Annotated in this window: 8 protein-coding genes; 7 read left to right on the forward strand and 1 reads right to left on the reverse strand. The window is 47.4% G+C overall.

All coding sequences use genetic code 11. From position 1 onward, the window contains the following. Positions 1 to 140 precede the first annotated feature (140 nt). Both GC096_RS28490 and GC096_RS28495 read left to right on the forward strand, forming a co-directional pair. Positions 141 to 2,339: an exosporium glycoprotein BclB-related protein gene (locus GC096_RS28490; protein ID WP_376769530.1), complete on the forward strand. Its 2,199-nt coding sequence runs from the start codon at positions 141 to 143 to the stop codon at positions 2,337 to 2,339. A 324-nt stretch (positions 2,340 to 2,663) separates the two neighbouring features. Next, positions 2,664 to 4,109, forward strand: a complete 1,446-nt coding sequence (locus tag GC096_RS28495) for an exosporium glycoprotein BclB-related protein (RefSeq protein ID WP_312886363.1) — start codon at positions 2,664 to 2,666, stop codon at positions 4,107 to 4,109. Between the two features lie 192 nt (positions 4,110 to 4,301). On the opposite strand, the gene GC096_RS28500 is transcribed toward GC096_RS28495, so the two are convergent. Further along, positions 4,302 to 5,792: a glycosyltransferase gene (locus GC096_RS28500; RefSeq protein WP_171635025.1), complete on the reverse strand. Its 1,491-nt coding sequence runs from the start codon at positions 5,790 to 5,792 to the stop codon at positions 4,302 to 4,304. 247 nt (positions 5,793 to 6,039) lie between these two features. Between GC096_RS28500 and rfbH the strand changes: the two genes are divergently transcribed. The 5 genes from rfbH to GC096_RS28525 are packed head-to-tail and all read left to right on the forward strand — an operon-like array spanning position 6,040 to position 11,995. Beyond that, the gene (gene rfbH, locus GC096_RS28505; RefSeq protein WP_171635027.1) at positions 6,040 to 7,359 is read left to right on the forward strand and encodes a lipopolysaccharide biosynthesis protein RfbH; all 1,320 of its coding nucleotides are present in this window, start codon (positions 6,040 to 6,042) and stop codon (positions 7,357 to 7,359) included. 3 nt (positions 7,360 to 7,362) lie between these two features. Next, positions 7,363 to 8,133, forward strand: coding sequence for a glucose-1-phosphate cytidylyltransferase (rfbF, locus tag GC096_RS28510; protein ID WP_171635028.1), 771 nt, complete (start codon positions 7,363 to 7,365; stop codon positions 8,131 to 8,133). A 23-nt stretch (positions 8,134 to 8,156) separates the two neighbouring features. Further along, positions 8,157 to 9,239 carry a CDP-glucose 4,6-dehydratase gene (gene rfbG / locus GC096_RS28515; protein WP_171635030.1) on the forward strand — a complete coding sequence of 361 codons (1,083 nt, stop codon included), beginning with the start codon at positions 8,157 to 8,159 and terminating at the stop codon, positions 9,237 to 9,239. A 15-nt stretch (positions 9,240 to 9,254) separates the two neighbouring features. After that, a complete protein-coding gene (locus tag GC096_RS28520; protein ID WP_171635032.1) occupies positions 9,255 to 10,193 on the forward strand; it encodes an NAD-dependent epimerase/dehydratase family protein in 939 nt (312 codons plus the stop codon). Between the two features lie 14 nt (positions 10,194 to 10,207). Then, a complete protein-coding gene (locus GC096_RS28525; protein ID WP_171635034.1) occupies positions 10,208 to 11,995 on the forward strand; it encodes a thiamine pyrophosphate-binding protein in 1,788 nt (595 codons plus the stop codon). Positions 11,996 to 12,002 lie beyond the last annotated feature (7 nt).

Here is a 12,002-nt window from a genome sequence, read left to right on the forward strand (position 1 = left end):
ATGCACGGAAAGTTTGTACACATATAATATACGAGGAAACTAGAGTAGTTTCATTTTAAGTAAGGAGGCGGGACTATTTTAAGTAATTCTATCTCGGTTTTCAGTAAATAGTTTTCAAAAATAATAGGAGGTGTAAGGTTTTGACTAAACTTGCTCAATTAATGGATTTAATTGCAATGGTAGGAATTATGAATATCAAGAAAATTGAAATCGAGTATTTCAATGAAACTGAATTCAAATTGAAATTTGAGAAAGGCGATGGCCCCATTCAAAGAATGTCCGAACTTGAGGATTTTCTAGATGACATAGAGTGGTATGAAGTCGCGGAAATTGAAATTGAAATGTACAATGGTGGAGAAATGAAGATCGAGTTTCCTTATGTAGGTGGTCCTACTGGAGCAACAGGAGCAACAGGTGCAACTGGAGCAACAGGGGCAACAGGGGCAACAGGAGCAACAGGAGCAACAGGAGCAACAGGAGTAACAGGTGTAACTGGAGCAACAGGAGCGACAGGAGTAACAGGTGCAACAGGGGCAACAGGAGTAACAGGTGCGACGGGTGCGACAGGAGTGACAGGAGCAACAGGGGTAACTGGAGCAACAGGAGCAACAGGTGCAACGGGTGCGACAGGTGCGACAGGAGCAACAGGTCCTGCTGGGGGCGCAACAGGAGCAACAGGAGCAACGGGAGCCACAGGAGCAACAGGAGCGACAGGAGCGACAGGAGCAACAGGAGCGACAGGAGTCACAGGAGCAACAGGTGCTACGGGAGCAACAGGAGTGACAGGAGCAACAGGAGCGACAGGAGCCACAGGAGCAACGGGAGTTACAGGTGCAACAGGCCCAGTGGGTGAAACAGGTCCAGCTGGAGGATCAACAGGAGTAACTGGTGCACCAGGAGCAACCGGAGCAACCGGAGCAACCGGAGTAACCGGAGCAACAGGTTCAGCAGGAGCAACCGGAGCAACAGGGGTAGCAGGAGAAGCAGGAGAAGCAGGAGAAGCAGGTGTAGTAGGAGCGACAGGAGCAACAGGAGCAACAGGAGCAACAGGAGCAACAGGTGCAACAGGTGCAACAGGAGCGACAGGAGTAGCAGGAGCAACAGGTGAAACAGGAGCCACCGGTGCAACAGGGGTAGCAGGAGCAACAGGAGCAACAGGTGCAACAGGGGTAGCAGGAGAAGCAGGTGTAGTAGGAGCGACAGGAGCAACAGGAGCAACAGGAGTAGCAGGAGTAGCAGGAGCAACAGGTGAAACAGGAGCCACAGGGGCAACCGGTGCAACTGGAGCAACTGGGGTAGCAGGAGCAACAGGAGCAACAGGAGAAACAGGAGCAACAGGAGCAACCGGAGCAACAGGAGCAACAGGGGTTACAGGAGCGACAGGGGTAACAGGTGAAACAGGAGCAACAGGGGCAACAGGAGCAACAGGAGCGACTGGGTTAGTAGGAGCAACAGGGGTAACTGGTGAAACAGGAGCAACAGGAGCAACAGGAGCTACAGGGGCAACAGGGGTAACAGGTGCAACCGGAGCAACCGGAGCAACAGGAGCAACAGGAGCAACCGGAGCAACAGGAGCGACTGGGTTAGTAGGAGCAACTGGGGTAACTGGTGAAACAGGAGCAACAGGAGCAACAGGAGCTACAGGGGCAACAGGGGTAACAGGTGCAACAGGGGTTACAGGAGCAACAGGAGCAACAGGGGTAACTGGTGAAACAGGAGCAACAGGAGCTACAGGGGCAACCGGAGCAACAGGGGTTACAGGAGCTACAGGTGCAACAGGTGCAACAGGTGCAACAGGAGCCACTGGGACACCAGGGCTAGGCGCTATGATTCCATTTGCATCGGGTCTTCCAGCTGCGTTGACTACAGTTTTAGGAGGCGTATTGAATACAAGTAGTCTTGTCGGATTTGGTAATTCGGCTACTGGGGTAACTATCGCTGGCGGAGTCATTGATCTCACTGGGTCAGCAGGTTTACTCCTTAATATGGCATTCTCCGTCTCACGGCCTAGAACGATTGATTCAATCTCGGCGTACTTTAGTACTACAGCAGCGTTGTCTCTTGTAGGATCAACAGTCACAATAACAGCTCATTTGTTCCAATCAACAACGCCTAATAATACATTTACTGCAGTTCCAGGAGCGACTGTGACGCTATCTCCAGCATTAACAGGGCCACTTTCAATTGGAGCGATCAGTAGTGGGGTAACCACAGGTTTATCAATACCCGTTAGCACAGGTACGCGACTTCTGATGGTATTTTCTGCATCTGTAACAGCCGGTATTGATCTTGCTACCGTAATTGCAGGCTACGCGAGTGCTGGTGTTGATTTCAGTTAATGATTGTGTTAAAAATTGACTCTATTTTCTCAGTTTTCATTACCCTATTATGTTTGATGGGAATGAAACTCGAGGAAATAGAGTTTTTTTTGCCTACTTTAATAGGTGAGCTGTTCGTCATAATTAATTCGTGCTGGTTAGTAGCTATGTCTTCATGTCGACAGTTGCCGTAGAAGCATTGACTCTAGCAATATTTGAAGAATTATACAATTCCTTATGTATAGTCATATGCATATTTTGGAGTGGACAACCATCTATTGCCAAAAAGTACAGACAAACCCTTGGGATTACTCGTATGATGAAGCATCACAGGAGGTGTTGTAATTGAGTCTCTTAGTTGGCAAAAAGAAAAGTACCATGACAGTGAAAAAACGTTTGATGATTAAAAAAAGTGGGGCAAAGCTCCACAATGTATGTGGATGTGGATGTCACAAACGTAAGAAAAAAATGAAAAAACATTGCCACAAGATTGTTATTGTGAAGCGCAGATGTTGTAAAAAAGGTCCAAAAGGAGATCGTGGTCCTCGCGGTTTCAGAGGTATTAACGGAGCTGCAGGAGCGATGGGAGCAACAGGAGCAGCAGGTGCCAATGGTGCAACTGGAGCAACCGGAGCAGCCGGAGCAACAGGAGTAGCCGGAGCAACAGGAGCAGCAGGTGCAGCAGGTGCAACCGGAGCAACTGGAGCAACAGGAGCTAGAGGGAGACGTGGAGAAGAAGGCGATCGGGGACCAAGAGGTCGCACAGGACCAACAGGAGCGACAGGAGTAACTGGACCATACGGAATTGGGAGCACAGGAGCTACAGGAGCAACCGGTGCAACTGGGGCCACAGGAGTAACTGGTCCACAGGGGATACCAGGACCAGGTGTAGGTGATACGGGTGCAACTGGAGCAACCGGAGCAACCGGAGCAACGGGTTCAACTGGAGCAACCGGAGCAACTGGAGCAGGAGCAACCGGAGCTACGGGTGCAACAGGGGTAACAGGTTCAACTGGAGCAACCGGGGCAACAGGAGCAACAGGAGCAGGAGCAACCGGAGCAACTGGATCGACAGGAGCAACGGGAGTAACAGGAGCAACAGGAGCAACAGGAGCAGGAGCAACAGGAGCAACTGGATCCACAGGAGCAACTGGATCCACAGGAGCAACTGGATCGACAGGAGCAACCGGAGCAACGGGAGCAACAGGAGCAACAGGAGCACCCGGAATAGAAGGAACAAACGGGTTAGACGGGGCAACGGGAGCAACAGGAATACCAGGAGCATCAGCTATTATTCCATTTGCATCTGGCCTACCGGTAGCTTTAACATCAGCTTTATTTGGTGCAGCAGGAACGCAAGGGCTAATTGGATTTGGGGACAATGGAGTAGTTGCAACAATTCTAGGAGGACCAATCAATATCGCTGGTGGACCAGGGTTGCTACAAAACTTAGCATTTTCAGTGCCAAGGGCTGGTACTCTAACTTCGTTATCAGCTTACTTTAGTACAACGGCATCTGTAACTTTATTGGGCACAGTTACAATCACAGCTAGAATTTATACGTCTCCAACACCAAATAATATTTTCAACCAAGTAGCGAGTGCGCCATTGGCTCCAACTTTAACAGGATTAATAAACTTAGGAACGATAAGCTCCGTAATAACAGCATTACCAAATATTCCTGTTACTGCTGGAACTCGGATATTAATCGTCTTTACTGCTGATTCATCTGGATTAGACCTTGCAACAGTAGTTGCTGGTTATGCAAGTGCTGGTTTATCCATTAACTAATCATGTTATAAAAATCGCAGATTAAATGGTTAGGACTTTTTGGCTCTTCTTTACTTATCCTCGTTCATTCGTATTTCGATTGAATGTGAATAAGTTAGAAGAGCCTTTTGTTGTATCTCGAATTGCTAAAATAGAAAAAGACGCACCCCATCAGGGCAGCGTCTTCCATAAGGTGCTCAAGTATGAGTTGCTCTAACTTGCACTTACACTTGCACGAATCGAACGAATCCATTGCAGTGCTTGCTCGAAGTAAGGCTCATCCTTGTAGAATTGACTAAATATGTCTTCAAATCCGTCGGTGTTCGTTTTCTTTCTATTCTGGATAATGTCATGAAACCAAGGAATGATCTTGTTATATAGCACTAGGTGCTTGTCTATGCGAATATCTTGTTCGGATAGCCCATTGCCTAGAAAATAGTTCAAAATCGATTGATAACTACGGAAGACCACGTTACCGAAATTGTAGCCACTAGGATCATTGGCTGCGAATCGATACATGCTTCGATTTATGATGCAGAAGCGGGGATTGTGTTGCAGTATGGCGTATTGAATATACATTTGGTTAAATGAAGAGTCGAGGAAGTGTTCGGGGGTATCGACCCTAAGCAAATCTTCTCGGCGTAAGATGGTTCCAGTAATAAATGTTGACATGATAGACGTTGCGGCTAAAAAGTGAGGAAGACCCTCGTTCAGATAGACCTGACCATCATTGTTATGCACGTTAACGTGTACCACACCGCAGTCACCATGCTTCTGGAGAACGTTAAGAAGAGGAAGCAACGTTCCTTCAATTTGATAATCATCGTCCCCTTGGAGCTTGATGAATTTGCCTGCCCCCTTGAACATGACTTGAAAAATATTCCGATCGGCTCCAATATTCTCTTCATTTCGGAAATACATCAAATTCCTGTACTGTTCACGATATTTAGCGACAACTTGTGGGGTCGCGTCGGTTGAAGCGTTATCTGACACAATGACCTCGACCAATTCGTTGTTTCCGACTTGTGTCAAGATAGCATGCAGGCAATGATCCAAATTTGCTGCACGGTTGTAAGTAGGAAGACAGATCGACATAAGAGGTTGTAGTCGGCGAATGGATATTCTTTTGTTCGCTTCTTCTTCATTCTTCACATCGATCCAGTTCCCGCTTTCTGGATCATAAACTTGCATGATACGTGCTGGGGTTCCAGCAACGATACAGTAATCAGGTATATCACACTCGACGAAACTGTGAGGACGGACTATGCTTCCTTTACCAATACGAAGATTACCGATGATGACTGCGCCTTCACCTATCGAGGTTCCTTCACCAATGTAGACACGATTCCTATTCGCTCCTATTCCTTGGGATAATGCTAGATTGTCTACAGGACGGAAATGGTGTCCGGTATCGGAGATGAATACGTTAGAGTCTATTTCGACATGGGGTCCAAGCTCAACATAATTCGTTGCCGAAATAATGAAACCCGGATTAGACGTACAGCCATCTCCAATAATAATTTTGGGGTATGTTTCAATATCTTCCGTTACAATGTTGAAATAGTAATGGGCGCGGATGGATACGTTTTTTCCTATATATACGCCTTCAGGGCAATAGATTTGGCCGCCATCCTGGATATTAGAGTTTTCTCCGAAATGGTGAAACCTTGCTGTGAAATCCGGATGCAGATTGGGTACTGACATGCTATTCACTCTCCCTTCAAATGCTTCGAACATTTTGTCCACCATTACTCACTATATTCAATTAACGATCAAGGGTTTCGTGATACTACTCTTCTAGTTCGAAGAAATCATGCCTATTTTATATATAAAAATGGATATATCTAGGAGGAATTGTTAATCCCTATCAGCTATTGCCCCATACCAACCAAACCTTAAGTTCATAGGATAGTATTGGTTGAATTTTAATTGAAACGGAGGCAATTTCCGTATGCAACATTCCAGCAGCGAGCTTCGCGAACAAATTCTTGCTTTGACGAAAAGCTATTACGAAGCGAATTGGCCCAAAACGGTGTTCGAGCCGGGAGTTACCCCTGTTCCTGTAAGTGGTAAAACGTTCGACGGTGAAGAGATGAGCCATTTAATCGACGCATCGCTTGATTTCTGGCTGACGACTGGACGATATGCAAGTGAGTTTGAGCAAAAGTTCGCTTCCTTTATCGGAACGCGTTTCGCATTACTAACCAATTCAGGTTCCAGTGCGAATCTTCTCGCTTTATCTGCTTTGACCTCTCCGCTGTTGAAAGATCGACGGTTGCAGCCTGGTGACGAAGTTATTACCGTCGCTGCAGGCTTTCCGACAACGGTTAATCCTATTATTCAGAACGGACTTGTACCGGTTTTTCTAGACGTAAAACTTCCTACGTACAATATCGATACAACGTTATTAGAAGCAGCAGTCAGTACACGTACGAAAGCGATTATGATTGCCCATACGTTAGGTAATTTGTTTGATCTAGATGAAGTCAAGCGAGTGGCGGACAAATATGGGCTGTGGCTGATCGAGGATTGCTGTGATGCGGTCGGGTCGGAATATAAGGGGCGTAAAGCAGGGACTTTCGGGGATCTAGCAACCGTCAGTTTCTATCCTGCACACCATATTACTATGGGCGAAGGCGGCGCTGTTCTCATGAATTCTCCTTTGCTCAAAAAAGTAGTCGAGTCTTTCCGTGATTGGGGACGGGACTGCTGGTGTGAACCAGGGAAAGACAATACGTGCAGCCGTAGGTTCGGCTGGCAGCTTGGTGATCTGCCGTTTGGCTATGATCATAAATATACGTATAGCCATATCGGATACAATCTGAAGGTAACGGATATGCAGGCGGCGGTAGGCGTAGCTCAGATGCAGAAGTTACCGGATTTTATCATGAAGCGAAAAGCCAATTTCAACATACTGAAGGAAGCACTCCAGCCGTTGGGAGAGATCCTAATTCTGCCAGAGCCGACGCCGGAGAGTGTTCCAAGCTGGTTCGGTTTCCCGATAACGGTACGGGATGATTCGCCTGTATCGCGTGAACAGCTGACAGCAGCCCTTGAGCGGAATCGCATTGGTACGAGACTCCTGTTCGCAGGGAATTTGTTGCGTCAACCTGCTTATAAGCATATTACGCACCGAATTGTCGGAGACCTGACGAATACGGATGTCATTATGAATCGGACTTTCTGGATCGGTGTTCACCCAGGACTTACGCGTGAGATGCTTGATTTCACCGTGCAAACGCTAAGTGATACCTTGAAGAAAAGGGGTTAGCTAATGAAGGTCGTTATACTTGCCGGTGGATTCGGCACTCGCATCAGTGAAGAAACGCATGTTAAGCCGAAACCGATGATCGAAATCGGTGATAAGCCGATTCTTTGGCACATCATGAAGTCCTATTCTTCACATGGCTTTAACGAATTTATTATTTGTTTGGGCTACAAAGGATTCTTTATTAAAGAATATTTCGCTCACTATTATTTACATGAAGCGGATATTACGTTCGATTTCGGTAATCAAAATGAAACCGTTGTTCATCAACACAGTGCCCCTCCTTGGAAAGTCACCTTGGTGGATACTGGTAAGGATACGATGACTGGTGGTCGAGTCAAACGAATTCAGAACTATGTCGGCGATGAGACGTTCCTGCTGACGTATGGGGATGGCTTATCAGATATCGATATTGGAAAGCTCGTTGAATACCACAAGGCGCATGGGAAACTGGCTACGGTGACTGCGGTTCAGCCCTCTGGTCGCTTTGGCTCCCTCCGTTTGACTACGGATGATCAAGTACTCGGTTTTCAGGAAAAACCAGCGGGGGATGGCGGCTGGATTAATGCCGGATTTTTCGTCATGGAGCCGGAGGTTTTCGACAAGATAGATGCCGACAGTACGGTACTGGAAAAAGAACCGTTGGAAAATTTATCGGAGGATGGCCAATTAATGGCATTTAAGCATGAAGGATTTTGGCATCCGATGGATACTTTGCGCGACAAAAATTATTTGGAAGATTTATGGAAATCGAACAAGGCCCCTTGGAAAAAATAAACGACGGGAGAAAGGGGAGGCGTATGGTCAATTCAGCTTTTTGGCATGGAAAGAGAGTTTTAATTACTGGACATTCAGGGTTTAAGGGAGCTTGGCTATGCCTGTGGCTGCAATCTCTTGGCGCCGATGTCATTGGGTATGCGCTTCAACCTCCGACTGAGCCTAATTTATTTCATTTATCTGGATTGGATAAGGATATGCAATCGTTCTTTGCGGATATTCGTGATCGTGAGCGATTACGGCAAGTGGTGGCTGACACAGATCCGACGATTATTTTTCACATGGCCGCACAACCAATTGTAAGGAATTCCTACAAGAACCCCGTAGACACCTATGAGGTCAATGTGATGGGAACCGTAAACCTGCTGGAAGCTGTTCGATCTGCTGCAGCGAGTGGTAAGAGCTCTATTCGGGCAGTCATTAATGTGACTACGGACAAATGTTACGAAAACCGCGAATGGTCGTGGGGATACCGAGAGATTGACAGGCTAGGCGGCTTCGATCCTTATTCGAACAGTAAAGCTTGCTCAGAGCTCGTCACCTCGGCATTTCGTAGTTCTTTTTTTCACCCCGATAATGGGATAAGTATAGCAACTGCACGAGCGGGCAATGTCATTGGCGGCGGGGATTGGGCGGAAGATCGATTAATTCCGGATAGTATCCGCGCCTATCTGTCGAACACTGTGATGAACATTCGCAATCCTGCGGCAATCAGACCTTGGCAGCATGTATTAGAACCGCTTGGCGGCTATTTACTTTTGGCTGAACACATGGTGCTAGATACGGGGAAATATGGGGATGGATGGAACTTCGGTCCTCATGATGCGGATGTGCAGAATGTGGAATGGGTGGTTCAACGGCTGGGTAGCAAGCTAGGTACTCATGACTTCTATGAAATAGAACGAGGATCTGATCAAGTCAAACATCCACATGAAGCGAACGTACTTAAGCTCGATTGTTCCAAATCTGCTAGTGCCTTGAACTGGCGTCCGAAATGGTCACTCGATACGACACTAGATCGCATTACAGAATGGGTACATGCCTACCAGGAACAGTTGGATACACGCAGTACCTGCTTGAAGCAGATTGAGGCATACATGGCTTGAAGGAGGATGTTCGGAGTGCGGATTCTGGTGACTGGAGCTACCGGCTTTGTCGGGTCGTGTTTGGCACGACGGCTGATTGTGGATGGATATGATGTTCACATCTTTACCCGATCGTCATCAGACAAATGGCGGATTCGGGATCTGCTTACGCATGTTACTGAGCATGACGTGGATTTGCGGGATCCAGACCGCATTCGTGAACGGGTATCGGCCATTCGGCCCGAGGTTATCTTTCATGCAGCGGTGTACGGAGGATTTTCGTTTCAAAATGATGCTGCATCCATCTATGCGATGAATGTTCAGGGAACTATTCAGCTGTTGTCGGCATGTGAACGAGCGGGGTTCGCAGCTTTTATCAATTTGGGCAGTTCGTCAGAATACGGTATGAAATCAGCTCCAATGCGAGAAACCGATCTGCTTGAACCCATTGGCGATTATGCTGTCTCCAAGGCAGCAGCGACGTTATATTGCCGTACTCGGGCAGTTGAACAACAGTTTCCGGTTGTAACGCTGCGGCTATTTTCTCCTTATGGACCTTGGGATGACCCCAAACGGTATATTCCTTATGTCATTCGTTCGATGCTCAGCAGGCAGCGTCCGCAAGTGAGCGTTCCTACTTCAGTCCGCGATTATATCTATATCGATGATGCGGTTGAAGCATGTGTTCGCGCTATGCAAGGAACTCCGTGTACCGGGGAGATTATCAACGTCGGATCTGGTAGCCAAGTGTCCATTGGCGAGGTCGCAGGCATGTTGACAGAAATAATAGGCATGGAATTCGAGCCTCAGTGGGGAAAGAACGTTCGTAAGAAGATAGAACCGACAATTTGGTCTGCTGATATTGGAAAATCCAAACAGTTATGGGGTTGGGATCCTATTGTCACTTTGAGAGAGGGGCTCATCCGGACGGTGGAATGGAATAAGGAACATATGCGAGGGGATACCGGTAATTGAAGGGGGTTACACCGATGAAGTGTTCGGATTATGTGATTGATTTTATCCAGAAACAGGGGGCTTCACACGTCTTCGAAATGATCGGAGGCGCTATTGCACATTTGCTCGATTCGATTCATTCGCGCGAGGATGTGCAATGTGTTTCTATGCATCATGAACAAGCGGCTGCTTTTGCAGCAGAAGGTTATGCGCGGATAAATGGTAGGATTGGCGTCTCTATGGCGACCAGCGGACCCGGCGCATTGAACATGCTGACAGGCATCGGCAGTTGCTACTTCGATTCGGTCCCGTGCCTTTTCATCACAGGTCAGGTAAATACCTATGAATATAAATTTGATAAACCAGTTAGGCAGATTGGATTTCAAGAAACGGACATCGTTAGCGTGGTAAAGCCGCTTGTGAAATACGCAGAACTAGTGACGACTGCGGATAAAATGCGGTATTGCCTTGAGAAGGCGATTTATATGGCACAGTCTGGCAGACCGGGACCCGTCTTACTGGATATTCCGATGAATATTCAACGGGCGGAAATTGATCCTGATCAGCTGGAGAGTTTTTGGGACAGCGAGGAATACCGAAGCTTACAGATTAATGAAGGAACAACTTGCGATCTAATCCAGTTGAATGAGGTCATGGAGCTGATGGCTCAGTCATCAAGACCGCTTGTTCTAGTAGGTGGCGGCGTACGAGCGGGCGGAGCTGCAGAGGAATTACTTACCTTCGTGGAGGCAACAGGCATTCCTGTCGTTAACTCTCTAATGGGACTCGATGCTCTACCTGCTGTTCATCCAGCCAGTTTCGGCTTAATCGGTTCTTATGGCAATCGATACAGCAATCTGGCTCTTGCCAATTGCGATCTCGTGCTGATTCTTGGGTCCCGGCTCGATACGAGACAGACAGGAACGCGCCCTGATACATTTGCTCGTGGAGCACGCAAAGTACATGTTGATATCGAGTCCGTCGAGCTGAATCATAAGGTCAAAGCAGATGTCGCATTATCGTGCGGGGTGAAGCCTTTCTTAATAGAAATGAACAAACGTTTGGAAGGCTGGGAGAAGAAAGATATCTCTGCCTGGATACACAATTTGGAGTCATACCAGAAGAGTTACCCGACCTTAAGTCCTCCTATTGAACTAGGGGGAATTGATCCGAATTTGTTCATGGAGAAATTATCTGATTTGTGTAAGGAAGATGACATCATATGTCTCGATGTTGGACAGCACCAAATGTGGGCGAGCCAATCGTTCCGATTAAAGAAGGGACAGCGGTTGCTGAACGCAGGGGGGATGGGAGCAATGGGCTTCGGACTTCCAGTCGCAATCGGCGCATCCATGGCTGAACCGGGCAAAAGGGTGATCGTGATCGCGGGGGATGGCGGTTTTCAAGTGAATATTCAGGAACTGGAGACGATCTTTCATTTGAAGCTGCCGATCAAAATTGTGGTGATGAACAATAACGCGCTTGGCATGGTTAGACAGTTTCAAGATGTTTATTTCAATGGACGTAGGCAATCTACGGTAACGGGATACAGTTGTCCGAACTTTGTCCGCATTGCTGAGGCGTATGGCATTCCCGCTTACTTAATTGATCAAGCTGCTGGCGCGGAAGAGGTCATGCAACATGTACTGGCACAAGACGGTTCTGCGCTTGTTGAGGTGAAGTTGCATCAGGGTACGCTCGTGAATCCCAAACTTGTCGTCAATCGTCCGATCGAGGATATGTCGCCATTGCTGGATCGAGAAGAACTAAAGCAGAGAATGGTCATTGAATTGTTGGAAGAAAGTGAGGATGGGGTAGAGTAACAGAGGC

The organism is Paenibacillus plantarum, from assembly GCF_013141695.1.
In the GTDB taxonomy this organism is placed as follows: domain Bacteria; phylum Bacillota; class Bacilli; order Paenibacillales; family NBRC-103111; genus Paenibacillus_E; species Paenibacillus_E plantarum.

Excerpts from the sequence above, each read along its gene's own strand:
- rfbH (WP_171635027.1), top strand. The coding sequence starts at position 6,040 with ATGCAACATTCCAGCAGCGAGCTTCGCGAACAAATTCTTGCTTTGACG.
- GC096_RS28500 (WP_171635025.1), bottom strand. The coding sequence starts at position 5,792 with ATGTCAGTACCCAATCTGCATCCGGATTTCACAGCAAGGTTTCACCAT.
- rfbF (WP_171635028.1), top strand. The coding sequence starts at position 7,363 with ATGAAGGTCGTTATACTTGCCGGTGGATTCGGCACTCGCATCAGTGAA.
- GC096_RS28525 (WP_171635034.1), top strand. The coding sequence starts at position 10,208 with ATGAAGTGTTCGGATTATGTGATTGATTTTATCCAGAAACAGGGGGCT.
- rfbG (WP_171635030.1), top strand. The coding sequence starts at position 8,157 with ATGGTCAATTCAGCTTTTTGGCATGGAAAGAGAGTTTTAATTACTGGA.